General features: G+C 39.8%; 25 protein-coding genes and 1 pseudogene. 18 read left to right on the plus strand and 8 right to left on the minus strand.

The features are described 5' to 3' along the window. Positions 1–45: 45 nt before the first annotated feature. Together V7K44_RS15000 and V7K44_RS15005 are read left to right on the plus strand one after the other, a co-directional pair. Positions 46–618, plus strand: coding sequence for a hypothetical protein (locus V7K44_RS15000; RefSeq protein WP_334932668.1), 573 nt, complete (start codon positions 46–48; stop codon positions 616–618). Positions 619–702: 84 nt separating this feature from the next. Then, on the plus strand, positions 703–1,659 hold the full coding sequence (locus tag V7K44_RS15005; RefSeq protein WP_334932670.1) for an MDR/zinc-dependent alcohol dehydrogenase-like family protein: 957 nt from the start codon (positions 703–705) through the stop codon (positions 1,657–1,659). Positions 1,660–1,690: 31 nt separating this feature from the next. Here the strand turns inward: V7K44_RS15005 and V7K44_RS15010 are convergent, their stop codons facing one another. The 4 genes from V7K44_RS15010 to petP form a co-directional block, all read right to left on the minus strand. Next, positions 1,691–1,978, minus strand: a complete 288-nt coding sequence (locus tag V7K44_RS15010) for a hypothetical protein (RefSeq protein WP_334932672.1) — start codon at positions 1,976–1,978, stop codon at positions 1,691–1,693. An 80-nt stretch (positions 1,979–2,058) separates the two neighbouring features. After that, positions 2,059–3,105, minus strand: a complete 1,047-nt coding sequence (gene chlG / locus V7K44_RS15015; RefSeq protein WP_334932674.1) for a chlorophyll synthase ChlG — start codon at positions 3,103–3,105, stop codon at positions 2,059–2,061. 132 nt (positions 3,106–3,237) lie between these two features. Continuing rightward, the gene (locus tag V7K44_RS15020; protein WP_334932676.1) at positions 3,238–4,338 is read right to left on the minus strand and encodes a Get3/ArsA fold putative tail anchor-mediating ATPase NosAFP; all 1,101 of its coding nucleotides are present in this window, start codon (positions 4,336–4,338) and stop codon (positions 3,238–3,240) included. A 119-nt stretch (positions 4,339–4,457) separates the two neighbouring features. Then, the gene (petP, locus tag V7K44_RS15025; RefSeq protein ID WP_099103983.1) at positions 4,458–4,649 is read right to left on the minus strand and encodes a cytochrome b6f subunit PetP; all 192 of its coding nucleotides are present in this window, start codon (positions 4,647–4,649) and stop codon (positions 4,458–4,460) included. A gap of 262 nt (positions 4,650–4,911) precedes the next feature. Here petP and V7K44_RS15030 point away from each other — a divergent pair. The 14 genes and pseudogenes from V7K44_RS15030 to rfbD all read left to right on the plus strand — a co-directional run bounded on the left by V7K44_RS15030 (position 4,912) and on the right by rfbD (position 21,899). Continuing rightward, positions 4,912–5,646, plus strand: a pseudogene (locus tag V7K44_RS15030) (Uma2 family endonuclease). Positions 5,647–6,024: 378 nt separating this feature from the next. Continuing rightward, positions 6,025–6,873 carry an ABC transporter permease gene (locus V7K44_RS15035; RefSeq protein ID WP_334932717.1) on the plus strand — a complete coding sequence of 283 codons (849 nt, stop codon included), beginning with the start codon at positions 6,025–6,027 and terminating at the stop codon, positions 6,871–6,873. A 170-nt stretch (positions 6,874–7,043) separates the two neighbouring features. After that, positions 7,044–8,357 carry an ABC transporter ATP-binding protein gene (locus V7K44_RS15040; protein WP_334932678.1) on the plus strand — a complete coding sequence of 438 codons (1,314 nt, stop codon included), beginning with the start codon at positions 7,044–7,046 and terminating at the stop codon, positions 8,355–8,357. Beyond that, positions 8,350–10,185, plus strand: a complete 1,836-nt coding sequence (locus tag V7K44_RS15045) for a class I SAM-dependent methyltransferase (protein WP_334932680.1) — start codon at positions 8,350–8,352, stop codon at positions 10,183–10,185. The genes V7K44_RS15040 and V7K44_RS15045 overlap by 8 nt, the downstream gene beginning before the upstream one ends. A gap of 71 nt (positions 10,186–10,256) precedes the next feature. Then, a complete protein-coding gene (locus V7K44_RS15050) occupies positions 10,257–11,930 on the plus strand; it encodes a methyltransferase domain-containing protein (protein ID WP_334932682.1) in 1,674 nt (557 codons plus the stop codon). A 29-nt stretch (positions 11,931–11,959) separates the two neighbouring features. Then, positions 11,960–13,576 carry a glycosyltransferase family 4 protein gene (locus V7K44_RS15055; RefSeq protein WP_334932684.1) on the plus strand — a complete coding sequence of 539 codons (1,617 nt, stop codon included), beginning with the start codon at positions 11,960–11,962 and terminating at the stop codon, positions 13,574–13,576. Then, positions 13,573–14,496 carry a glycosyltransferase family 2 protein gene (locus V7K44_RS15060; RefSeq protein ID WP_334932686.1) on the plus strand — a complete coding sequence of 308 codons (924 nt, stop codon included), beginning with the start codon at positions 13,573–13,575 and terminating at the stop codon, positions 14,494–14,496. Before V7K44_RS15055 ends, V7K44_RS15060 begins: the two co-directional genes overlap by 4 nt. Next, positions 14,493–15,668 carry a glycosyltransferase family 4 protein gene (locus V7K44_RS15065; RefSeq protein WP_334932688.1) on the plus strand — a complete coding sequence of 392 codons (1,176 nt, stop codon included), beginning with the start codon at positions 14,493–14,495 and terminating at the stop codon, positions 15,666–15,668. Before V7K44_RS15060 ends, V7K44_RS15065 begins: the two co-directional genes overlap by 4 nt. Positions 15,669–15,929: 261 nt before the next feature. Beyond that, positions 15,930–16,901: a GDP-mannose 4,6-dehydratase gene (locus tag V7K44_RS15070; protein WP_334932690.1), complete on the plus strand. Its 972-nt coding sequence runs from the start codon at positions 15,930–15,932 to the stop codon at positions 16,899–16,901. 8 nt (positions 16,902–16,909) lie between these two features. After that, entirely contained in the window at positions 16,910–18,070 is a 1,161-nt protein-coding gene (locus tag V7K44_RS15075) for a glycosyltransferase family 4 protein (RefSeq protein ID WP_334932692.1), read from the plus strand. Further along, complete coding sequence (locus V7K44_RS15080) at positions 18,070–19,164, plus strand: glycosyltransferase family 4 protein (protein ID WP_334932694.1); 1,095 nt, start codon at positions 18,070–18,072, stop codon at positions 19,162–19,164. Before V7K44_RS15075 ends, V7K44_RS15080 begins: the two co-directional genes overlap by 1 nt. Before the next feature lie 91 nt (positions 19,165–19,255). Then, positions 19,256–20,332, plus strand: a complete 1,077-nt coding sequence (locus V7K44_RS15085; RefSeq protein ID WP_334932696.1) for a glucose-1-phosphate thymidylyltransferase — start codon at positions 19,256–19,258, stop codon at positions 20,330–20,332. A gap of 119 nt (positions 20,333–20,451) precedes the next feature. Then, a complete protein-coding gene (rfbC, locus tag V7K44_RS15090) occupies positions 20,452–20,997 on the plus strand; it encodes a dTDP-4-dehydrorhamnose 3,5-epimerase (RefSeq protein WP_334932698.1) in 546 nt (181 codons plus the stop codon). After that, entirely contained in the window at positions 20,997–21,899 is a 903-nt protein-coding gene (gene rfbD / locus V7K44_RS15095) for a dTDP-4-dehydrorhamnose reductase (protein WP_334932700.1), read from the plus strand. Before rfbC ends, rfbD begins: the two co-directional genes overlap by 1 nt. 65 nt (positions 21,900–21,964) lie before the next feature. On the opposite strand, the gene V7K44_RS15100 is transcribed toward rfbD, so the two are convergent. Then, entirely contained in the window at positions 21,965–22,705 is a 741-nt protein-coding gene (locus tag V7K44_RS15100) for a 2-phosphosulfolactate phosphatase family protein (RefSeq protein ID WP_334932702.1), read from the minus strand. A 446-nt stretch (positions 22,706–23,151) separates the two neighbouring features. On the opposite strand from V7K44_RS15100, the gene V7K44_RS15105 reads away from it, so the two are divergent. Together V7K44_RS15105 and V7K44_RS15110 are read left to right on the plus strand one after the other, a co-directional pair. After that, positions 23,152–23,571: a BlaI/MecI/CopY family transcriptional regulator gene (locus V7K44_RS15105; RefSeq protein WP_292721488.1), complete on the plus strand. Its 420-nt coding sequence runs from the start codon at positions 23,152–23,154 to the stop codon at positions 23,569–23,571. Then, entirely contained in the window at positions 23,571–24,410 is an 840-nt protein-coding gene (locus V7K44_RS15110; protein ID WP_334932719.1) for a M56 family metallopeptidase, read from the plus strand. The genes V7K44_RS15105 and V7K44_RS15110 overlap by 1 nt, the downstream gene beginning before the upstream one ends. A gap of 11 nt (positions 24,411–24,421) precedes the next feature. Here the strand turns inward: V7K44_RS15110 and V7K44_RS15115 are convergent, their stop codons facing one another. The 3 genes from V7K44_RS15115 to V7K44_RS15125 are packed head-to-tail and all read right to left on the minus strand — an operon-like array spanning position 24,422 to position 26,256. Continuing rightward, a complete protein-coding gene (locus V7K44_RS15115; RefSeq protein ID WP_334932704.1) occupies positions 24,422–24,658 on the minus strand; it encodes a hypothetical protein in 237 nt (78 codons plus the stop codon). A gap of 33 nt (positions 24,659–24,691) precedes the next feature. Further along, positions 24,692–24,880, minus strand: coding sequence for a hypothetical protein (locus tag V7K44_RS15120; RefSeq protein WP_334932706.1), 189 nt, complete (start codon positions 24,878–24,880; stop codon positions 24,692–24,694). Then, a complete protein-coding gene (locus V7K44_RS15125; RefSeq protein ID WP_334932708.1) occupies positions 24,865–26,256 on the minus strand; it encodes an ATP-binding protein in 1,392 nt (463 codons plus the stop codon). The genes V7K44_RS15120 and V7K44_RS15125 overlap by 16 nt, the downstream gene beginning before the upstream one ends. Positions 26,257–26,359: the final 103 nt, after the last annotated feature.

The following is a 26,359-nucleotide window of genomic DNA, read 5'->3' on the forward strand; positions in this document are numbered from 1 at the left end:
TGTTGTGACTTTCATCACACTGGTTAATTTAGTATAAAAAATTTTATGTTGTCTAATCTAGATTTAATTCGAGAGTTTGTGCAAAACTCTATTCAGAAAAAAGATATTTTGTTGTCAAATCCTGTTTTGACAGCGCAAACAGTGTATAAAATTAACCAACTGACAGCAAAATCTGAAGGCGTAATTGCCACTGTTCAACTATCTAACACCTTATCTGAATTCTCGATTTCTCCAAAATCAACCCAGTGGGAATTGATAAATCAGGCATTAGCAGAATATAGTTATATCCTCAAAGGAGAAGTAGATAGTCGGGGTTTCTATCAATATAAATACTGCGAAGTTCCCAAAGGCTATCAGATGAACTGTACTAAATGTGTCATTCTATGGCGAGCCTGGTGGAAATATTGCAAGCATAGTTCAAGACCAGGGATTCCGTTGGAACTTCTGATTAGAACACGAGATTCATGGTACCCAATTAGAGATTTAATTATCAGTGACGGACTTCTCTATATCAAAACCTTGGGGAGTGAGATTGCACTTGGCTCAGACGACTTAGTTACTTGGTTAAGCAAAGTTGATGTAAGCAAAATTAAAGAAATACCTTCTACAGAGACATAGGGGTGAGTATGGCGGTACAGAATAGTTGTAAACATTTTTCAAAGTGATTATGACAACATAATTAGGTAAAGGATGTGAAGAGAAATGAAAGGACTTTGGCTCGAAAATAACCAGTTGCAATTACGCACAGATATTCCCGTTCCTGAACCGCCACCAGGAGAAGCCTTAGTACGCGTCTTGCGTGCAGGTATCTGTAACACTGACCTGGAACTACTCAGAGGCTACTATCCTTACACTGGCATTTTGGGGCATGAATTTGTCGGCATTGTCGAACAAGGACCAGAACACTTAGTTAACCAACGCGTAGTTGGAGAAATCAACGCTGTGTGTGGGCATTGTCGGTTTTGTCGTAGTGGACAACCAACTCACTGCGAAAATCGTACAGTTCTGGGTATTGTCAACCGCAACGGAGCCTTTGGTGAATATCTTTGTTTGCCGGTGGAGAACCTGCATTTAGTACCCGATAATGTGCCGACAGAAGTAGCAACATTTACTGAACCGATAGCAGCAGCTTTGGAAATTCAGCAGCAAGTGCCATTGCATCCAAACCATCGGGTGCTAGTGGTTGGAGATGGCAAACTAGGGCAGTTAGTAGCTCAGACACTAGCTCTAACTGGCTGTGAACTCGTAGCTGTGGGGCGTCATCGAGATAAACTGGCTAACTTAGAAGCACGGGGAATAAAAACGAGTCTAGCCGACGCTGTTACAGATGGATATTTCGATATTTCAGTAGAATGCACTGGCAATCCAGAAGGATTTGCGATCGCCCGCCGCGCCCTACGTCCCCGTGGTACTCTTGTACTGAAAAGTACTTACGCTGGAAACCTCAGCCTAGATGCTTCTTCTTTAGTAGTGGATGAAATCACCCTCATCGGCTCCCGTTGTGGCCCCTTTACTCCAGCTCTCCAGTTACTAGCTACAGGACAAATTGACGTAAAACCCCTGATTTATGCCACTTACCCCCTCATTGAAGGGCTTGCAGCTTTTGAACACGCCCAGAGTCGGGGTGTTTTAAAAATATTGCTGGAAATTGGTCATTAGTCATTGGTCATTCTCCCTCAATCCCCAATCCCTAATACAGATAAGGATTAGTCTTCGGTTGATAGTCAAGACAATCGATCGCTTCTTCTGTATTGGCAATAGATGGGCGTACAGTACATTTAAGACGGTAATTGTCAGTAAAAAATTGGCAGCCAGTACAGGGGATTTGATGCATTTGCTTGGCTGTAGTTACACTATCTCGCGCCGCTGACCATAGACTCAAAACGGCGAGAATAGTTACAGTCCAAGCAACGATAAAGCAAATTGGGACTAATAAAGGTTGAATCCCATGAATAAGGAAAGATATCAGTTCTAACACGGTATTTGCTGATACAAATTAGGAGTTAAAAGTATATTAACTCCTAACCCCTAATTCCTAACTTCCGACTATAGAAGTATTTAAATGCCAGCATGACCAAGTGCTAAACCTGTTACCAGCATTCCTAATACAAGAAAAGGTTGGGCGCTGGCTTGGTACTTAACATCATTCTTCACAGGATCGCGCAAGAAATACATATCTTGCAAGGTGATTTGCGGAATGATTAAGAGTATTAGTATTGTTGCATACAAATTTTCATGGATGCTGACAAGATAAGCTGCTATCAATCCCTGAAAAACATCAATTGTCACCACACAAATCCATGCCGCAGTGGTGATGCCAAACATTACAGGTAGTGAATTTAATCCTAGTTGGCGATCGCCTTCTACACTCTTGAAGTCATTGACAATGGCAATACCCAATCCAGCCAAGCTGTAGAACATTGTCAAAATCACAATTGTGGAATTCAGTTCGCCAAATAAAGCGTGTCCTGTAGACCAAGGTAGGGTAATGTAGCTTGCACCCAAAGCGTAGCTACCTAGCCAACCATTTTGCTTGAGTTTCAGGGGAGGCGCAGAATAAATATAAGCGATGAAAGAACCGATAATCGCGATCGCTGTAATTGTCGGGAATTCATGACCAGACCACACATCCAGCGCAAATGCCAAACCATAGCCAGAAATCAGTAATACCCAAATCTGAATAATTACCTGGGGTAGGGGAATTGCGCCAGAGGGAATCGGGCGATAAGGTTCATTGATGGCATCGATTTCGCGATCGTAGTAATCATTGAGGATTTGGGTGTAACCTGTCATCAACGGCCCAGCCAGTAACATACAGGCTGCTACCTTCAAGACATTTTCCAGCGTCCAAGTATAGTTACCAGAAGAAGCCGCACCACAGACTACGCCCCAAATTAGGGGAATCCAGGTAATCGGCTTCATTAGCTGTAAACGAATTTTCCAGATTGAAGTTTCCCCAGCAGATGCACCTTTCATCCCCAACAGCTGCCTAGTTTTCGCATTGCGATCGGCAGATGCGTTCGATTGCTCATTGGGATTATTTACTACTGAGTCCAATGCCTCAGCTGGGTTAGGGTCTGGGGTAATGGGAGTTGATTCTGACATAATTTTTACTGATTAATTGGGCATTGGCATTGGGTATTGAGCATTGGGCATTGGGCATTGGTAATTAAGTTTCTTCCCTATTCCCTATTCCCTATTCCCTATTCCCTATTCCCCATGCCCTATTCCCATAACTTAAAACGAAATTATCAAATAATTATTCTGAAACTTTGCTCCAGCAACAAGTCTGCCACTCAGAGCCGGGGGTAAGGGAATATTGCGCCGCTGATCTCCTGCTTCTACCGTGACTTCTGGCCCATATTGAGTAAGTTTGACCTGCTTTTTGTCAAATCCTGGCAAGAATAAGCGTACTTGACGATTGTGAATGTCTATTTCAATCGGTTTGGGAGCCTGTAAAGCTTGTGCTTCAAAGTTTGGTAGAGCGTCTATCAGTGGTTGCCAATCACCCGTGGGCGAGTTGGGAACGACGCTCACAGTTAGGGGTATAAATTCCTCTGACAGGTTGACATTTGTCTCGTTAGACACAAGCAGAACACCACCAACAGTTAAACCGATTTGTTGAGCGCTACCCCATAAATAACGAGCATTTGCGACCTCAATCGGATCTCCTGTAGTCACTAAGAAAGCAGCGAGACGCTTGGGATCGGCTAGAGCGGCTCTCCCCTTTTCTAAGAAATTATTGACTTGGTTAGTGGGAGCGGCAAAGTTATCTGCTGTCCAGTTGATATTGAAAAAACTGCTAATCAGAGGTTGAATCAAGGGTGATTCAGTAATTGTCTTCCCCAAATCGGAGTTGACAAATAATTGCCGAAATCGCCGGACATACCAACTCAGAGATTCTGGCAAACCCAACATTCGCAGCGTTAAAGAGTCGCCCGTGCCATCGTAGACGATCGCATCATATTTCCCACTGGCATCATATTCGCGGATAGAATTCAGTGCCAGGGCGTTGTCCATCCCCGGCAATACTACCAGTTCTTGACCAAAAACCTCTTTGAAGATGGGTGTGCGGAGATATTGCGCCTCAAGTTTCTTCACTTCGTCCCAGTTGCGTTCTAGTAGTACAGATGCTTGAAACTGTACCGCGTGTAACTTGGGAGCGATTTCTTGAGGATCGGCAGCAATGGTAGTACCCAACAGGATTGACAATGTTGGTTCTGCTTGTCCTGCTAAGAGTACGCGCTTGCCTTGACTTGCCAATAATTTGGCTGCGGCGATCGCAATTTTGGTACGAGCGGTGCCGCCTTTGCCCAAAAATGTCAATATTAGAGCCATTAGTTGATTCCTATTTTCACCGCCGATCTTTTCAACTCCAACTTAGCACTCAACAAAGGCTCTCAACCTATCTTGAAATTTCAGATACCAAGAAAAACTTGGATCTGAGTTTTTTACTACTACACAGCTTTGATTTCATCTTCAAAAAACCAAGTGGAATAATTATCGTCAAACAACACCACTACACCGATACCACCACCATCGGTGACTTTGTAGCCTTGGATAATACCCACTTGTCCGAGTTTTTTTACAACTGGGGGAGAAACGCGATCGCGCAAACGATAGACTTTAACCTTTTGTCCGATTTCCATGCCTGATTACAATTCAGATAAACCAAGTTTCAGTGTAGCGGAATCCGTGACTCTGCTCTCATAAATTCAGTGGAAGATAAGGGAACTGGGGAAGATGAAGGAGAATAGTTAATGACTAATGACTTCTGAGGTTCAATGATGGTTATAACAAGAACGACAGCGATCGCAGGCGGAAAATTTGTCTAGACACAAAGCTGCTTGTCGTCAAACATCGGAGAGAGTTGTTTCAGATAGCTTGAGTTCAGCAACAAAGGTAGTAATCATGTATCAAACAGATCCACCCCGTTCGCCACAAGAAACAATGCCTACGATGTATGATTTACCCAGTGAATTAGTGGGGGAATCAGGTTTGCCAGATGAATTTCACCGACTTCAGGCAGATTTGCTTAGTGAGACTTGTCAGCCTCTTGCTTATCCATCTGAGGAAATTTTGCTTGCTAGTGACTTAAATCTTTACTACGATCCCCGCCATCCTTTGTGCTACAAGCGTCCTGATTAGTACATGGTTTTAGGATTACCTAGTGCTAGCCAGCAGCAAGACCTACGCTTAAGTTACGTTATTTGGCAAGAAGGAATTGATCCATTTTTAATAGTTGAATTACTTTCACCAGGTACAGAACAAGAAGACTTAGGAAAAACACTGCGGGAAGTAAACCGACCCCCAACGAAGTGGGAAGTATATGAACAGATTTTACGGGTTCCCTACTACGTTATCTACGATCGCGATGAAAACCATTTGCGTGCCTTTAAACTCAGCGGTACTCGCTACGAGGCAATATCTTTATCAGAGAACCGCTTCTTTTTGGCAGAGTTAGAGCTAGGATTGGGTCTTTGGCAAGGTACTTACCAGCAGAGAATAGGTTTGTGGTTGCGTTGGTATAATTCTGCAGGTTGGGTACCGACTCAAAGAGAACAAGCAGAACAGGAACGCCAACAGACTGATAGACTGGCAGAGTATTTGCGATCGCAAGGAATTGATCCAGATAACTTGAGTTAACCAAAAACTCACATCCTTAACAAAGAAGGAGCCTGACAAACAGACGTTATATTTGTAGTAAAAATACACTTGAGAAGATCCTATTTATTGTATGATCGCCAAGATAATTTGGATACAATTTTCTAGTGATGATAGATTCTAAAAGCACTGAAGAGATTTCCAACAAATAAATTATCCAATCTTATGAGGTGGGCATCCTGCCTACCCACGTTTACACCAAATGCGGGTAAAATACGCACCTCACAAGAAGTAGTTGGAATTTTTTCTATTTGAAAGTCCCTGAAAAAGGGACTTTCATAAATATAATAGGCTTCAGTGAGAGCAATTACGTGAGCGGATAGTGAGTAGTAAGCGAGGAAGCAGAAATTGTTGCCGACAATGCGGGGAGTCGTACGTAAGGTAGGGAGATGGAGGCGCATCTTGCCCATAGATGAACAGTTATGGGTAAAGTTCGACTTACTAAGAACTCTAGTACGCCGGGATTTAGAGGCACGTTACAAGGGTTCTGTTTTGGGTAACTTGTGGCCTTTGCTAAATCAGTTATCACAGTTACTGATTTATACTTATGTGTTTTCTACCGTACTAAAGGTGAAGCTGACTACTCTCAAAGGTTTACCAGCAAATGATTTCACCTTTGGTTTGTGGCTATTTGCAGGCTTACTTCCTTGGATTGCTTTTACGGGTGGTCTCACGCAGTCCGCTAATTCGGTACTAGGACAACCAAATTTAGTCAAGAAGGTAGTATTTCCTTTAACTTTATTACCCCTAGTGCCAATTTTGTCAACATTCATTGAGAGTTCCTTTGGTTTAATGGCATTGATTTTTTTCGTGGCGGTCAATGCTCATACTTTACATACTAGCTTGGCGCTATTACCCTTGATCTGGTTAACACAGTTATTACTAACAGCAGGGTTGGGCTATTTAACAGCCGGACTAACTGTATTTTTGCGAGATATCCCGCAGACTTTAGGAGTAATTTTAAATATTTGGTTTTATGCAACACCGCTTGTCTATCCAGTATCATCAGTTCCAGAGGAATGGCGGAGTTTGGTATTCTGGTTAAATCCAATGGCGGCGATCGCAGAGGTTTATCGTGACATAGTTTTAGTTGGAGAAGTCAAGCACTGGGGTGAATGGGGAGTTGCTTGTGTTATAGCAACAATTATATTTTGTTGTGGTTTTACAGTATACAAGCATTTGCGTCCAGCTTTTGCCGACGTGTTGTAGTCAAGGCTTCATTATTTAGCCGCTTTTAAAACAAGCAAATGCTAACGTAAACTGTATATGTATATAGCGATATAATTCAACAACAAGCAAAAATTATAATGAAGTAAGTAATTTTTAATTGATAAATTTGTACCGTGTGAAATTCATTATTAGTTTAAGTATGCAGTGTTATGGGTGAGGAGATTGTAATTTCACTGAAGAATGTCTCAAAGTGCTACAAGCGTTATGCTCGTCCGGTAGATAGGCTCAAAGAAACTTTACTACCTGGTAAGAGCCACGCTCCAGAATTTTGGGCATTGCGGGATATTAACTTAGAAATTACTAAAGGAGAGAAATTAGGAATTATTGGTCAAAATGGTTCTGGGAAAAGTACATTACTACAAATCATTGCTAGAACCTTGACAGCAACTACAGGAGATGTATGGCTTCACGGCAGAGTTTCAGCTTTACTAGAACTAGGCAGCGGATTTAATCCTGAATTTACTGGAAGACAAAATGTATTTTTCAATGGACAAATTTTAGGGTTAAGTCGTGAAGAAATCCAAGCCAAATACAATGAGATAGTGGAATTTGCTGATATCGGAGATTTTATCGATCAGCCTGTTAAAACTTATTCCAGTGGTATGTTCGTGAGATTAGCATTTGCAGTTGCAGTAAGTGTTGATCCTGACATTCTAATTGTAGATGAAGCACTAGCAGTTGGAGATATTTACTTTCAGCAGAAATGTTTTGAGCGGATTAGAAATCTAACGCGTATGGGAACAACACTTTTATTTGTTTCCCATGACTCGTCTGTTATACATAAAATCTGTAACAGAGCTTTATTTATGGAAGCAGGAAATTTAGTGTTGGATGCTAAACCAAGGCAAGTAATTGATTTATATGAAGCCAAACTGTTACAAAAAAAAGATATACGATCGGAAGCAGTAGAAATTCAAATGTTTCCAGATTCTAATTATCTTACTTCCGAGGAAAATAAAGAATTTTTAGATATAACCTCAGAATCAGTACAGGAAGTGGTTATTAATGCGCCAGAAGTAAGCATAGAATTTGTTAGGTTTTTAGATGAAACAGATCAAGAAATAAAAGTTGTAATTAGTGAGCAGTTATTACAGATTTCCGTAGGAGTTTTATTTTCCCAGTATTTTGAAGATCCCCATATTGGTTTTAAAATACGGGAAAGAACAGGTGAGGTAATTTTTGAAACCAATACTCTATGTATGGGAGAAAAAATAGGTCGAGTAGAAAGTGGTACTTTACTGGAGATTTGCTTTAAGTTTAAAGTGCCTTTGATGGAGGGTGAATATACAATTACATTTGGTGTAGCTGATAGTGCAATTGGGGAAAGTTTATTCCAGAGAACATTAGTTTATGCTCATAATGTCGCCGCATTAAAAGTTCTAAGAAACAAAAACTCAATACTGTGGTCAGGTATAGTAAATCTTTCTCCTTCTATTTCTATTCATAAATATACTTATGTTTGACTCTATCATTAAACAGGCAAAACAGACAGAATATGACTTTAGAAAAACTACTAATCCAGAAGATCCCTTGTTACATCTTTTTGATGAGTGGATTGATTATTACAAAGTCAAATCTGCGATCGCTCAGGAATTAAAACCTACTAATATCCTAGAAATAGGAGTACGTTTCGGTTATTCTGCCGCAGCTTTCCTACACGGATACCCTAATACTAAATATACTGGTATTGACTTAGATACCAATGATTTTGGTGGTGTCAAAGGTGCAATTAATTGGGCAAAAGAAATTACTAAGCAGTTTAATACTGAATTTATTATTGCTGATACACAGTTAATGAAACGCTTGCCTGGTAATGTCTACGATCTCATTCATGTTGATGGGCAACAAAATGGAGACGGTTCCTTTCATGATTTGGAACTTGCTATTAAGCAATCCCACTACGTGTTGGTAGATGGATACATGTGGACGCAGCAGAACTTTATGGCAGTTAGTGATTTCTTATTTAGATATGCTGATTTGCTCGATTGGTATGGTGTAATACCAGGTTATGCTGGAGAGTTATTAATAAAAGTTTCTAATAATTATTTAAGTGAGCTTCAAAAACACCACCACAATACTAATTCTAGTCTAGACATTCGTCAAAGTTATACCAGTCACTACTATACTCAAGACTGTAGCGGATTTGATACTTATAAACAAAATCAAGGGAAGAAGTTAGAAGATCCAAGATTGCAATCTGTAGCAGCGATCGCTAGTTTGAAAGCATCAGGACGAGTACTTGACATTGGTTCTGGGCGAGGTGAACTTAGTTATTATTTTGCTCGTCAAGGTTTTGCGGTTACATCTATTGACTATTCACCAAATGCCATTGAACTAGCAAAAAATTGTTTTAATGGAGAAGCTGAGTTAGCGGCCAACGTAGAATTTATCTGCGATCATATCTGCAATGTACAACTGCCAGATAAGTATGATCTAGCACTAGCTTCTGACGTGATTGAACACTTAGCTTTTGAAGAACTAGATGCGCTTTATCAGCAAGTAGCGCATAGTCTTAAACAAGACGGATTATTTGTTGTGCATACTTTTCCAAATCTTTGGTATTACAAATATGAATATCCACGTAAAAGGAAAATTGCTGCTTCTGTTGGTGCCTACCTACCACCACAGCCCCGCTCAAGATATGAGCTAATAATGCATATTAATGAACAATCGCCAAGGATTTTGAAAAAGCAATTAAGCAAACACTTTAACCATGTATGTTTATGGTTTGGTGATACCCAGAATCCAGGTGGAAGTTTAGTAAAAAAGTTTTCTACAAGAGAAATAGGTGCAGCGACTAGTTTATTTGTAGTTGCTTCTCATCGACCCATAAATCGGGAACATCTCAAGAGTAGCTTACAAATGTTCTCTATCCCACCCATCTCTGCTGGAAAAATCAAGATATTTGTGAAAGATTATCCAAAACTAGTAAATGCAGATAGTGAATTTGAAATTCAATTAGAAATTGAAAACTCTAGCACATTTACTCTTAATAGTTATGGTTCTTATCCAGTTCACATTTCGTATCATTGGATGAATGAACAAGCTACCGATTACATTGTTTTTGAGGGACAACGGACAAAGATATTTCCCCACTTAAATAGCTCTGAGGATATAGTGTTGAAACATTTATTCAATAAAGTACCCAAAGAAACATATAAAATTAAACTTAGATCGTTAGTACAAAAAGGTAACTATATCCTGAGAGTTACATTGGTACAGGAAGGTGTACGCTGGTTTGATGTAGGGCCAACTTATTTAATGGAGGACATTGGAATCAAGGTTATATAAGCATTAAATACCATATCTAATCTAGAAATTAAAATCATATCAAGAAATAATTGAGGTTAAGTAATAAATAAATGATTGAATCCAATTATCCTGAAACTAATATTGATGAATTAATACATAAAGATGTTGAGCATATTAGCAAAAATCAAGCTCATTCTCAGTTAGTAGATTCACAATCTAATCTAGACACATCAAACTTGAAGTTAAGTATTAATTATATTGAAACTTTTATTGAAAATGCAGAATCTCGTTCAAGCGTCCGTACAAAGTGGCCAGATAAACTTAATCTTTTTCCTTTCAATTTAAGTGGTAAGTTGCAAAAACTTATTCTCAAAATTATGAACTTTATCTTTAAAGATCAACGAAAAATCAATTTTAGTATAATTAATTCTCTAAAAGAGTCTGTAGCACTTAATCACCAGCTAGTGGAACACATTGCGACTTTAAAAACGCAAGTGGATAACAACATCCAAGGGCTAGATGAGCGCCTGGTTGCTATGAATAACAGCATCCAAGGGCTAGATGAGCGCCTGATTGCTATGGATAATCGCTTTCCAGAATTGGATGAGCGCCTGATTGCTATAGATAATCGCCTTCCAGAGTTGGATGAGCGCTTAGTTACTCTGGATAACAGCATCCAACAATTAGATAGGCGCTTGATTACTGTAAAAAATCGCTTTCAAGGGTTGGATGAGCGCTTAGTTACTCTGGATAACAGCATCCAAGGAATAGATGACAGCTTAAATGCTATTCATACTTTAATTACCAACTGGCTAACTGGCATTCAAGAACGTTTGGATACTCTGAATCGTTTAGTACAAGAAATAGATGAGCATAAAAATATTGTAGATGCTCGTATTGAAAGAATGGGCGATCAATTAATTACAACAGATAATCGTATAAATACAGCAAATGCTCGTATTCAAGAAATCAATGAGCATTACATCAGAAACGATAGTTACCTCAAAAATGACTTAATGCAGCAAAAGCGTTTAATAACAGTGTTTTTGGAAGAAGCAAGAAAACGTTTACCAGAACCTTTTACTCAAAAAGAGTTAGAAACCTTTGTAAATGAAGATATGCACTTTTTAGATGCCTTTTATGCTGCATTTGAAGAGCAGTTTCGAGGTAGTAGGGAAGAAATATTAGACAGATTAAAAGTTTATTTGCCATTGATTGAGGAAGCAAAGATAGGCACATATGAATCACCAATTTTAGATGTAGGTTGCGGCCGTGGTGAATGGCTGGAGTTGCTACAGGAATCTGGATATACAGCCAGAGGTCTGGATATCAACAAAGTAATGGTAGAACAATCCCGCTCCAGGGGATTTGAGGTGATAGAAGCGGATGTAATGGTTTATGTACAATCTTTACCAGATAGTAGCTTAGGAATGATAACTGGTTTTCATATTATTGAGCATCTAACTTTTACAAAGTTAATGAAGTTTTTCAGTGAAGTAGTCAGGGTACTTAAGCCTGGTGGATTAGCCATTTTTGAAACACCTAATCCTCAAAATGTATTAGTTGGTAGTTGCAATTTTTATTTCGATCCCACGCATCACAATCCTTTGCCAAGCTCAATGATTAAATTTATTCTTGAAACGCAAGGTCTACACCAAGTAAAAATTATCAATCTTCACCCTTACCCAGAAACTTATAAGCTTAGTGGTTCTGAGGTAGCTGAACGATTTAATGATTACTTTTACGGAGCGCAAGATTATGCAGTTGTCGGATACAAATTATAGACTCAAAAATTGAATGTATTAATTACCATATGAGCGAATTAAAACCATCTCTAAGAATTGCTATAGATTTAACTCCTTTACGACCTGGTGGTGAAAATGGAGGCGCTAAAGTTTTAGTATTGACCCTACTAAACCAATTTCAAGAATTAGCACCTCATCATTATTTCTTACTCCTTACAGCTCCTTGGAATCATTTAGAATTAGCCCAATACGAGACTAACAGGATGGAGCGACTATTAGTTCCTAATTCAATTGATACACCAAAAAACAATAATTTTGGGATTTTCTCTAGACTTGTAAAAAAAATAGTTAATAAAATTAACTTTAATTTCAATAACTTTATAGGCTCTAGCTCCTTACTGAAAGAAAATAAGATTAATTTACTATTTTGTCCTTTCTCTGCACCAACATATGCTGACAAAGATGTTCCGTTAGTAGCTATTGCTTATGATTTACAGCATTTAGACTATCAATTTTTCTTTACTGCTCAAGAACAGCAACATCGAACAAAATTTATAGTTGAGCTTCTTAATAAGTCCCAAAAAATCATTTGCATTTCAGATTTTACACGCCAATCATTTATCAAGCATTTTAAAACGCCCCCCGATAAACTTGCTGTTGTACCGATTTCTATTCATGAACGCCTAGTTGAATTAAATGAAAGCACTGTTATAGAGCATCTCAGCAGTATAGGTTTAGCAGGACGAAAATATGCATTTTATCCTGCTAACTATTGGCCACATAAAAACCATCGTATCCTGTTAACAGCCTATGGAATATATAAAAAACAGTTTCCAAATTCATTTTTAGATTTAGTTTTTACAGGTGCATTAGAATATGAAGAAAATCACTTAAAAGAAGCAGTAGACCTTATGGGTTTGAGCGAAAATATCCTATTTTTAGGATTTTTAAATCAAGAGGCATTAACATCTGTTTGGCAAGGTTGTCAATGTTTAATTTTCCCTTCATTATATGAAGGATTTGGGATTCCAACTTTAGAGGCAATGAAATTTGGTAAGCCAGTATTATCTAGTAATGCTGCTAGCTTACCAGAAGTTGGAGGAGATGCCGTTATCTATTTCGATCCTCGAAAACCAGATGAGATAGCATCATGTTTGGCAAAGATTAGCGGTAATCAATTATTAGTTGAACAACTGGTCAAAAAAGGGTTTCAAAGATTAGAGCTATTTGATGGTAAGGAAATGACTTACCAATATTTAAGTATATTTGAAAAAGAGGCTTTAAATCAAAAGACATTAGTTCAAACCATGATTTCTGGCATTTATGATGATGGTTGGTCAGCACCTGAGTTTCATATTTCCATAGAGCCAGGTTTGTCAGGGCGAACTCTAGAGATTTTGTTTGAAACTCCTGAATTTTATCCAACCTCTAAAGCCACGATAAAATTACGCACTAAACAGAGAAAAGCTTCTTACAATTGCCTTCGGGGCGAATCACAGAAAGTTATTTGGCCACTTTTGCCTACAGGTGAAGTGGTAACAGTGCAAATATCGCCTAGCTTTCAACCTAGTCAACTAAATCTGAACTCGGATCAACGTCGGCTTGGGTTAATGGTGCGCCATTGTCGAGTAAACTTAGTTGATGGGTCATCTAGTTCAATTTTAGCATTAGAGAGTGTGGTGTGAACTTAAAATTTAGCGTTATTACACCTTCTTTTTGTCAGGGTTGTTTTATAGAAAGAACTATACAGAGTGTGCTATCTCAAGAATTGGCAGATACAGAAATGGAGTATGTAATCTGTGATGGTGCTAGTACAGATGGGACTGTAGAAATCTTAAAAAATTATGATAAGTATATAAAGTGGGTTTCAGAACCTGATAAAGGACAAGCAGATGCCGTTAATAAAGGTATTGCTATGACCACAGGTGACATAATTGCTTGGATTAATTCTGATGATATTTACTATCCAGGAACTTTTCAGGCAATTAAAGAGATTTTTGAATCTTATCCCAATATACAAGCTATATATGGTGATGCCGATCACATTGATGAACAAGACCGAGTTATTGAAGCTTATCCGACTGAGGATTGGAATTATCAACGTTTAATCGAAACTTGTTTTCTCTGCCAACCATCCGTATTTTTCCGCCGTAGTCTAGTTAAAAAATATGGCAACTTGAATGATTCTCTCAAGTACTGTATGGACTATGAGTTGTGGCTTCGTTATGCGAAGAATACACCATTTCATTATATACCACGCAAGCTTTCTGGTTCCCGCCTATATAAGACTAATAAAACACTGGGTCAACGGATAGCTGTGCATTATGAAATAAATAATATGATGCATTCCAAATTTGGAAATGTACCAGATAAATGGATTTTTGCTTACGCACACGTAAAGATAGAAGAGACTTGGAAGCTAGACAGAACAAAACCTCTTCAAAACATGATTTTTGTGAATGCAGTAATTTTTAATAGTCTGTGCTCATTTTATCATTGGAAAAAATCTATTTCAGTTAATGCATCAGTCAGGATGATTTGGTGGTTAATTTCTGCCAATATATTTCTGATTAAAAATTTAGTTTTACTATTGAAAAGATTATGAGGATCGGTTTTGATATTAGTCAAACTGGAAAAGCCAAGGCAGGATGTGGATACTTTGCTGATAGTCTTATAAAACACCTAGTAAGCTGCGACAAAAATAATGAGTATTTGCTTTACTCCGCATTTGGAAACACTTTTTGGGATAAAGAGCATGGAACTAGTACGTGCCGCCTTAATAAAAGTAATTGTACTCATCTACTAGACCATTTATCACATCATGAATCTCTAGCTTTTTGGAGTACTTCAGCAGCAATTGATGAAGAAAAGTTAGGAAATCCAGATATTGTTCACGGGAACAACTTTTCATGTCCTCGTTTTACTTCTGCTCGGTTTGTTTATACTTTATATGATCTGAGTTTCCTCGATCATCCAGAATATACTTCTGAGGAAAACCGATGGAATTGTTTTAATGGTGTTTTCAATGCAGCAATGCAAGCCGACTTAATTATTGCTATTTCTGAATATTCTAGACAACGATTTCTGGAAATATTTCCCCACTTTCCGATAGAAAGAACTCGTGTAGTCTACTTAGGAAGTCGTTTTCAGGATGATCATGACGAAAAATCGGTTGCTGACCTCGAACCTGATAATTTTTGGCTTTCTGTAGGTACTTTAGAACCAAGAAAAAATTTACGCCGAACTTTGTTGGCGTACAAAAAATATATCGATATTTATAACGATCAGAAACCTTTGGTTTTAGCAGGAGGACAAGGATGGTTAGAAGACGATCTTGAAAGTTTCATTGTCAATATAGGCTTGACTAAGCATATTCGTAGACTAGGGTATGTGGATGATGATACACTAAACTGGCTGTATAAAAATTGTTGGGCATTTGTTTATCCATCAATTTATGAAGGATTTGGATTGCCCGTTTTAGAGGCAATGAATCTTGGCGCAGCTGTTATAACTTCTAATACTACGAGTTTACCTGAAGTGGGCAAAGATGCAGTTTTATATGTAGATCCTACAAATGAAGCTGATATCGTGGCAGGATTTGCAAAACTTCAAGATGACAAATTGCGTCAGGTGTTGAGGTTTAATAGTCCAAGACAAGCCAAGAATTTTTCCTGGTCGAAAGCAGCAAAGCAAGTAACTCAAGCATATATAGATGTTTTAGAACTTCCTAAAAAAACTTCTGAAAAGGAGATTCAAAAGCAATTTTTTATGAGCTAAATATAATAATTTAACTGGAGCATAAAAACGCTTCAACTAAATTTATTTTTTTAGAAAAGCTCATTCTTATTAGATGATTTTTAACTATCGGCAGCAATATAACCTTGACAACTGTTGTGGTCTTGCTTGAAATTACAAAAATATTAGAAACAGAGCATTTCCGGCTTAATTGTAAAACAAAGTTTTGGATTTTAACTAAATAGTTTGCCATAACATATACTGAATAACCGTTTAATTTTTTTTAACAGTAGGCTTATAACTGTGGCTAGAAAAGCTCTCATTACCGGTTTAACTGGACAAGATGGCTCTTATCTTGCTGAACTACTACTAAGCAAAGGCTATCAAGTCTTCGGCTTAGTTCGCCGCTCAAGTTCTAGTAATCTTGAGCGCATCAATCACCTTTCTGGCGATATCCAAATCCTTTCTGGCGATCTTTTAGATCAATCCTCTTTAATGGATGTGATTACGGAAGCTCAACCTGACGAAATTTATAATCTCGCCTCTCAAAGCTACGTTCCTCTCTCTTGGACACAACCTGCTCTCACTGCTGAATACACAGCCCTAGGTGTCTCCCGTCTCTTAGAATCTATTCGTCGCTGCAAACCAGATGCCAGATTCTATCAAGCATCTAGTAGTGAAGTTTTTGGTCAACCTGATGAATCGCCTCAAGCTGAACGTACCGCCTTTCGTCCGCGCAACCCTTATGGTGTTGCCAAAGCATACGCTCACTGGATGACTGTCAACTATCGGCAGAAATACAACCTTTACAATTGCTGTGGTATTACTTATACTCACGAATCGCCTCGACGTGGGACAGAATTTGTATTTCGCAAAATCACGCACGCAGCTGCTCAAATTAAATTAGGTTTAGCAAATGAACTAAAATTAGGCAACCTAGATGCCCGTCGTGATTGGTGCTACGCCAAAGATGCTGTTTACGCTATGTGGTTGATGTTGCAGCAAGAACAACCTGATGACTATATCATCGCTAGTGGTGAAACTCACTCTGTCAGAGAACTCGTTGAGTGTGCTTTTAACAGCGTTGGTCTAAACTGGCAAGATTATGTCTCAGTTGACCCTGCTTTTTATCGCTCTGATGAACCTGTGCAGTTAGTTGGTTCTATTAATAAAATTAAGACGGAGTTAGGTTGGCAGCCTCAGCATTCTTTTGAGCAATTGGTTGAGTTAATGGTTGATTACGATCTAAAAAAATTGAGCATTAGCGGAGCTTAAATATTCTAATGCTAAAAATTGTAGTTGATGCCACCCCAGTGGATTCAAAACCCAGCGGGGTTGGCTTTTATATTGCTAATTTAATATGCGCTCTTGATGTATTACAAAAAGAGGAAAATTTTCAGTTAGGAGTAGTCTATCAACCAGGGTTAAAAAATTGGCTTCGGGGTGACTTCATTTTTCCTGAATGCTTTAAAAATTCTTCTCAACAGTATCTCTTGCCTTTACCTCTAAGAATCTCAGATTTATTATTAGCTTTAGCTTTTAAACCTAGTTTATCTTACTTTGAAAAATATTTTGGTTCTCCGGATATATTACATGGTACAAATTATTCAGTTTATCCCTGTCAAAATAGTTTAAACGTAATGAATATATACGATCTGACTTTTATTAAATATCCTAACTATACAGATTCAGTCGTAAAAACATATACAAAAAGGGTAAAGCGATGTTTACAGTGGACAGATTTAGTTTTAACTATTTCAGAAAGCTCTAAAAAAGATATTATTGAATATTTGGAAGTAGACCCCAAAAAAGTCTATGTCACACCTTTGGCTAGTCGCTACTATAGTAATTACTTGTCTGAGGAAATTGCTCAAGGGCTAGAAAAACAAGCTAATTATGATTTTTCCAAGCCATATCTACTTTTTGTTAGCACAATAGAGCCAAGAAAAAATATTAATACTATAATCACTGCTTTTAATTTTTTAAAAGAAAAGTATAAAATCGAACATCAATTAATATTGATTGGTAAGAAAGGATGGAATTACGAACCGATATTCGCGGCTATTGAAAATTCCCCTTGGGCAAACCAAATTCATCATCTTAATTACCTATCTAATGAATTAGTTGCATTATTTTACTCAAAAGCTGATGTATTCGTTTATCCATCTTACTACGAAGGGTTTGGTTTACCCGTATTGGAAGCAATGACTCTAGGTGCTCCTACGATCAGTTCCAATACTTCATCAATACCAGAAGTTGCAGGAGATGCTGCTATCTTGATTGATCCTAGTGATTTTGTTCAACTGGCTGAAGCTATTCTGAAAGTCATCGGTGATTCTCAACTACGTCAAGAATTAATTATTAAGGGTAGAGAAAGAGCAAAATTATTTTCTTGGGAAAGAACGGCAAAAGAAACCTTAAAAGCTTATAGAGCTATTATTTAATGAATATAGTAAATAACATCTCTGCAAATAAATTAATAATTAACTTATCCATTTTATTATCCAAACCAACAGGAATAAGCAACTATGCCGATCATCTTGTTCATTATTTAAAATTTCTTCAACCCACTCTATTAACAGCCAAAAATTACCCAGACTTTAACTGCTATTTAGTCCCTGATAATCTTACTCCTGCCCAAGGAACGAAAGGACATTTTCGCCGCCTGATTTGGACGCAATTTCAACTGCCGCAAATCTATAAAAATTTGCGCTCCCATCTGTTATTTTCACCTTTGCCAGAAGCACCAATTTATACTAACTGTCGTTTTGTGGTAATGTCTCACGATCTGATACCGTTGCGCTTTCCTAAACGTTTTTCACGGTTGACATCGTACCATCGTTACTATGTTCCTCAAGTACTCAATCAAGCACAACATATCATCTGTAACTCCAATGCCACAGCTAAGGACATTATAGACTTTTACCAAATTCCAGCTAGCAAAATTACCTCTATTCCCCTTGCTCCCGATCGCACTCATTTTTCTCCTCTCAATCTACCTACCTGTAATTACTTTCTCTACATCGGTCGTCAAGACATTTACAAAAACCTGAACACACTTCTTACCGCCTTTGCTGCATTACCAAACAGTAGTGATTATGAACTGTGGCTGGCAGGTCCGACCGATCTTCGTTACACTTCAATTTTACAGGGGCAAGTAGAAAAACTAGGAATAAGTAATCGAGTCAAGTTTCTGAACTATGTTCCTTACAGTGAATTACCAAAAATCATCAATCAAGCGATCGCTCTTGTTTTCCCCAGTCTCTGGGAGGGTTTTGGTTTACCTGTCCTCGAAGCAATGGCTTGTGGTACTCCCGTCATTACCTCCAATCTCTCCTCATTACCTGAAGTAGCTGGCGATGCGGCGATTCTGATCGATCCCTACAACACTGGAGAAATTACAGAGGCAATGCAGGCTGTTGCAACTAATTCGGAATTGCGATCGCGCCTTTCTAGACAAGGTATCACTCACTCTCAACAATTCAGTTGGGAAAAAACAGGAAAAGCAACCGCCGAAGTGTTATCCCGTTACCTATAAACTAACGCCAGAATTTAAATGCAATGATTTGGGATTTTGTCAATTTTTCAGATTATCTTGACTAATGACTTGTAATTAATCCTAAATCCTGATGAAAGCACTCATTCTTTCTGGCGGTAAAGGTACACGCTTACGTCCCCTCACCTACAGCGGGGCAAAACAACTTGTTCCAGTTGCTAACAAACCGGTTTTATGGTATGGCATTGAAGAAATGGTCGCGGCTGGTATTACTGATATTGGCATCATTATCAGTCCAGAAACCGGGGCAGAAGTCCAAGGGAAAACCGGAAATGGAGAAAACTTTGGAGCGAACATCACCTACATCATACAAGACCAGCCACTTGGACTTGCTCACGCCGTCCAAGTCGCCCGTCCTTTTTTAGGAGATTCTTCCTTTGTCATGTACTTGGGCGATAACTTGATTCAACTAGGTGAGTTACGTTATTTTCTGCAACAATTTAGCCAACAACAGCCAGATGCTCTGATTCTCTTACGTTCAGTTGCTAACCCTAGTGCCTTTGGTGTGGCTCAGGTGGATGAAACAGGACGAGTATTACAGTTAATTGAAAAACCTAAAGTTCCTCCTTCAAATCTGGCATTGGTAGGAGTTTATTTCTTTTCTCACGTCATCTTTGATGCGATCGCAAATATCCAACCTTCCACCAGAGGCGAGTTGGAAATTACTGATGCTATTCAATACCTCATTAATCAGGAAAAGCAGGTTGTAGCCCACAATCTTCAAGGTTGGTGGCTAGATACTGGTAAAAAAGATGACTTATTAGAAGCTAACCGATTGATTCTCGATACCTATCTGACAGCATCAGTTATGGGCGAAATCGATTCTCAAAGTCAGATTATTGGACGAGTGCAAATCGGTGCAAAATCTAAAGTAATTAACTGTACAATTCGGGGGCCAGTAGTCATTGGTAGCAATTGTCATTTAGAAAACTGCTTTATTGGCCCTTATAGTAGTATCGCTAACAATGTCACACTTATTGATACCGATTTAGAACACAGTGTGATTTTAGAAGGCGCTAAAATTGCCGGCATCCATCAGCGTATTATTGATAGCGTCATTGGACAAAGGGCACAATTGAGTCTTGCACCCCGTCGCCCTAAAGCCTTGCGATTTATGATTGGTGATGACTGTCAAATTGAACTAACCTGATTTACTTGTTAAAAATAGGACAAGCCATCGTCCAAGTTGGAACACAGTGCCTGTAAAATGTGAATGCAAAATTCATCTAACAATTCAGAACACTGCGGCACATACTATCAATAATATTAATGAGCATTGTACATACCAAGATTTCTGAAGTTCTGCAAATTGAACCCCAAATATTTGGAGACGATCGCGGTTTCTTTTTTGAAGCTTACAACCAGCAAAGATTTGCTCAAGAGATAGGGATTGTTACGAACTTCGTCCAAGATAACCATTCTTGCTCTAAACAAAACGTCCTACGTGGATTGCACTATCAAATCCAACAACCCCAAGGAAAACTCATCCGTGCTGTTGTCGGTACTATTTTTGACGTAGCTGTAGATATTAGAAAAAGCTCTCCTACCTTTGGTAAATGGGTGGGTTCTGAACTCAGTGCTGAGAACAAACGCATACTGTGGATACCATTAGGCTTTGCTCACGGCTTCCTCGTGCTTTCAGAAATAGCTGAAGTTCTCTATAAAACTACAGATTACTACGCGCCCCAAAGCGATCGCACAATTTTATGGAACGATCCAGATTTAGCGATAGATTGGCCCTTAAATGCGCCACCAATTTTATCAGCTAAAGACCAAGCTGGTAAATCTTTCAGAACTGCTGAAGTATTTGATTAATGACAAAATCAATTTTGCTGATTGGTAGCAACGGTCAAGTGGGAAAGGAACTACAACAAATACTCTCATCTTATGGCGATATTATCTCAGTAGCACGCCCAACAGTAGACCTTGCCCAACCCGATACCCTCCGCAACGTTATCAGATCCAAGCAGCCGCAAATTATCATTAACGCCGCCGCTTACACTGCTGTAGATAAAGCCGAAAGCGAACCCGAACTTGCGATCGCTATTAATGCTTCTGCACCCCTAATTCTTGCCCAAGAAAGCCAAAAGTTAGGAGCTTTTTTAATTCATATTTCGACTGATTACGTTTTTGATGGCAATGGCTGTAGCCCTTACCAAGAAACCTACACAACTAATCCTTTGAGTGTTTATGGTAAAACCAAACTCGCTGGAGAAGAAGCTATTCGGGAAAATTGCGCCCATCATCTCATTCTCCGCACAGCTTGGGTTTATGGAACCTTTGGCAAAAGTAACTTTGTCAAAACCATGCTGCGACTAGGTGCAGAACGCCAAGAACTCCGTGTTGTCGCCGATCAAATTGGTAGCCCGACTTGGGCACAAGATATAGCGGCAGTTATAGCCCAGACTATTCCCCTGTTAACCCCAGAAATTAGCGGCACTTATCACTACACTAATAGCGGCGTTGCTAGCTGGTATGATTTTGCCGTCGCCATTTTTGAAGAAGCCCAACAACTAGGCTTACCTTTGAAAGTTGAACGGATTGTCCCCATTACAACCGCCGAATATCCCACACCAGCCCGTCGCCCTGCTTATTCCGTCCTTGCTTGTGGAAAACTTGCGGCAATTCTAGGGACTTATCCCCCCCATTGGCGACAAAGACTCCGGCAAATGCTCACAGATTTGAAAATTGAGCATGGGGAATTAGGGGAGAGATGACAGGTGATAGAGAATAATCTGTACCCTGTAACCTGTAACCTATTCCCTTCTTCACTCCCCATTCGCTATTTCTTTTGACTTTTTAATACTCCCGTTTCATGTTGTATTGGCAAGACATCTAAAATATCAGTTTGGGAACAATATTTTAAATCATCTAGACAGTCAAGACGTAACAATCGTTGACCGTGACTAGCTTGGTGAAGTAATCCCAATAAGTTATCTTGCCACTGAGAGTAAAGAGCGATCGCACTAATTACTTCATCATTCCCAGCGAGTTCTTCAGGTGACAACTTGGTTTGCTGCAAAATACTATGAGCGATCGCACCTGCACAAACTGTATCCTCTAAGGAATAACTGCCTTCCCAACCGGAACCGACAATCCACACTGTCTCTGGTTGCTTATCTAAGAGGAATTGCACCACCGCCGCCCGGTTAATCAAGGCTGCTGCTAATACATTTGGAGAATCTTGTACCCGTTGTAAAGCACGAGTGCCATTTGTGGTACTGATAAACAAACGACGCCCTTGCACTAATTCTGGCGTGCAGTCGAGGGGAGAGTTTCCCAACTCAAAGCCAGTGACTTTCGCGCCGCCGCGTTCTCCAGCCCGCAGACGTTTTTCAGGGGGCCATTTTTCGCTAACTTCAATTAACCGATCTAAATCGCTGAATACTTGTACAGCTTCGCCTCCAGATGCCAAGACAGTCGCTATTGTGCTAGTGGCTCGCAAGACATCGACTGCGATCGCACATTCTGGCGCTTTATCCGTTGGAGTCAATTCAGGAGTGTGGTATACGAATAACTTCACGGGCTGGATACACCTGTTTTAATACTACTGCCGTAAATAACATTCTACCTAGTTGGTGTAACTAACTATAGTCACAATTGCTCCAGGAAAATTTTTACCATCAAAATACAAAATGTATCTCATTCAATACATAGATGGGAGGGGGACTGGGGAAGAAGGAAGTGGGCAGGGGAGCAGGGGAGAAGTTGCAGTAAGTTTTTCCTCTTTGCACCTCTGCCTCTTTTCAATCCTTAATAAATACTCAAAAAGCGCATTTTATGCCTTTAGTCTTTCAGACTTGCTGCACTATCTTGTAATCTAAAACAAGAACAGACCTTCTAAATTGGGAAAAAGTTACAGTTATAAGGCTACAGCCCAAAGGGACAAATATTCACTCATTCCCTACTCCCCAGTACAGACACAATTAATCGCGTCTCTCCCACTCGCTACTCCCCATTGAAATTGCTATGGCACCTTTACCCGACTACCGCCCTAAACAACTATCTTTAGGCCCGTTGGAAGCGGAAATTTTAAATATCATCTGGGAACTTGGTTCAGCCACAGTCAAGGATGTACACGATCGCATCCTCGCCGATCCCAACCGCGAATTAGCGTATACTTCTGTCACCACTGTTTTACGTCGCCTCACTGATAAAGGTTGGCTGGCCTGCGATAAGAAAGAGCGAGCATTCTATTGGCGGCCAATGCTGAGTAAGCAGCAATCAGAAGTCATCAAAGCTCACGAGCAGTTACAGCGATTTCTAGCAGTGGGGAATCCCGATGTTGTTGCTGCCTTTGCTGATAGTCTGGATGAAGCAGCTAGCGAGCAAATAGCAGCGATCGCCAAACGTATTCAATCTGCACGCCAAGCCAGGGAGGAACAATGATGCATCTGATAATGATTTTGAATGCTTTGGCAGTTGCCTGGTGGTTAAGATCCGCTCGGAATCAACCCCAAGGCAATTGGAATCTGCGATGGCAGCGATCGCTATTTTTGTTTCTTTTCCCGCCCTTGCTAATTTTCATGACTGCGATCTCTGTGCTGTTCATGGGGCCTCAAGGACAAATGGGCGGGATGTATACAGGCTCAATTAGCTATTTACTAGCATTAATTTATTTAGCATTTTTTGCCATTTCATGCATTAAACTTGCCTTCCAGGGTTGGCAGTCTGTAGAATCTGCCCGTAACTGTCCTTTAGTGAATGTTGGCGATAGACGAGCCAGACTGCTGCAAACAGGCGCGTTGTTCGCCGGTCAAATTGGTTTTTGGCAACCAGAATTAGTGGTTAGTCAAGGATTAGTGCAAACTCTCTCACCTGCTCATTTAGAAAGCGTCTTAGCCCATGAGCAAGGGCATCACCATTACAGGGATACGTTCTGGTTTTTCTGGCTGGGTTGGGTGCGTTCTTGCACTGCATGGTTGCCAAATACAGAGCCTTTGTGGGAAGAACTGTTAGCTTTGCGCGAACTCCGTGCCGATGGTTATGCAGCATTGCAGGTAGACCCTCTGGTGTTAGCAGAATCACTTTTATTAGTAGTTAGTAGCGGCCCCGTCTTATCAGAAATTTGCTGTGCTGCATTAGGTTCCTCTGGTGCAGATCGCTTAGAACAAAGAGTAGAAGCTCTATTAGCACCACCGGAAGCAACACCAGAAGCTCAATTGCAATCTTGGCATGGTTTTCTGTTAGCGTTCCTGCCTTTACTTACTGTGATATTTCATAGTTAATTTGAATTTAGTCAGTTGCTATAGCATGAAACTGCGACTATAGCGACATCTGTCGTCTCTGTAGTGACATCCGTCATCCCTGTAGCGACATCTGTCGTCTCTGTAGCGACATCTGTCGTCTCTGTAGTGACATCCGTCGTCTCTGTAGTGACATCCGTCGTCTCTGTAGTGACATCCGTCATCCCTGTAGCGACATCCGTCGTCTCTGTAGTGACATCCATCGTCCCTGTAGCGATGTCGGTTGCCACATAACGATGAAAATTTTGAATAGGACTGTTATATTACTCTTCTTCTAGCAACTGTTCTATATATTTTTGGACTAAAGGCACTTGAAAAGCATTGCCTTCTTGAGTCAAGATTTCTTTTCGCGTTAGTTTGCGGATAACACCTTTGTCTTGCTGCGTGGGAGTTTCCCCGTAGATTATCCGACGCAGGAGAGAGCGATCGCTCTCTGCTAAACTCTCGTCCATAATTCCCGAAAATACTGAACACCTCTAGCAAGCACTTGAGGAATAATCTCTTCGACATTTTGGGCTGTGGCTTTTACTGTATCTGCATTTCCCTGGTTTTTTCTAACATCGCCGTTTAGCGACTCCACCAACTCGTAACATACCAACTGAATAAGAAAAGGCTGGCAGCGAGTCAGTTGGATAATTGCATCTACAGCAGTTGGTTCATATATATTGGTGAAGTTTTCTACTGGATGTAAAATCAAATCGCGGGCTTCTGACTCTTGCAGGTAGGTCATTCGCAAAGCACGGGTGTTAATTAAATAGTCACTCCAGTAATCGTCAAGTTCAGATAACTCGTGTGAACCACTAAAAAGTAAAATCCAGTTCTGGTGGTGTTGCAGCAGGTTACGAATAAAGTTGAGTGGGGCACGGCTGCTTGTTGCTTTCACTACTTCATCCAGGCGTTCATATTCATCCAGACAGAGGAGAAATCGCTTACTACGGTTGCTGCGTTCTATTTCTGTTAACCAAGTTTGCAGCGCTGGAAATGGATCTTCAGCTAGTTTCTTGGCATCTGGATAAGGCAAGTTTACTGTGCGAGGTAATCGCCGTGCAGCTTCGATAATTTGTTGAGCTAAATTTTCAGCCAATCCTTTTAAGGTTGTGGCTGATGCTGCACCCTGTAAATCTACCAGCAAAGGTACAATATCTGAGCCAATTCTATAAGGTAAATATTTCAGCGCTGAGGTTTTCCCTGTCCTCCGCCCACCATAGAGTAACAACACTGGCGGCTGCTCAGAAAGTGCAAAAGTTTCAATTTCCCGAAATATATCAATTCGCCCTTTGAAATGATTCTTTGCTGTTTCCGGGTCTAACGAGTTACCAGCAATATAAACTTGTCGAATTTCTTTTGATTGCTGTGCCTGTTCCTCTAAAGTGCGCTGCGCCGTCTCTAGGATAGTTAGCCAGTTTTGTGCAGTGTTGCCAAAAGAAACAGCAACGCGAGCATTTTTTGTCAAAACTAGACTTTGCCTCAGTTGACATAATACAGTGATGGGAATATTGAGTAACTCATATTGACGATAAAGTGAAGTTGCTTCCTCTGATGCCCGTACATCCTGGCTGATTTCCAAAAATTCGGGTAGTACAACGCCAAGTTCCTTTGGTGGTGGTGAGGGAATCCACACTAGTTGGTTGGCAATCTCCACAATATCGCTCAACCTCTGACAACGATTGAGAATATCTACAGCAATACTAGAAATTGCCTCTGCTGCAACTTTTTGCTGATTGGTGGATGTAATTAGATAATTAATAGTCTTATGGGCAGCATCTGGGTTCTTTCGATAACCCTCTATAATCATCACATCCATGAAAGGCAGAGGTAAAATAATCAATTCATCAAACTGGAGTTTAGACTAAGCATTAGGAAACGACCCAGCAGCACTGAGTTGACAAAACATAAGCTTCAATCAGAAAAATCTTTGGTACTAAGCTGAT

Source organism: Nostoc sp., from assembly GCF_036917235.1.
Lineage (GTDB): Bacteria > Cyanobacteriota > Cyanobacteriia > Cyanobacteriales > Nostocaceae > Nostoc.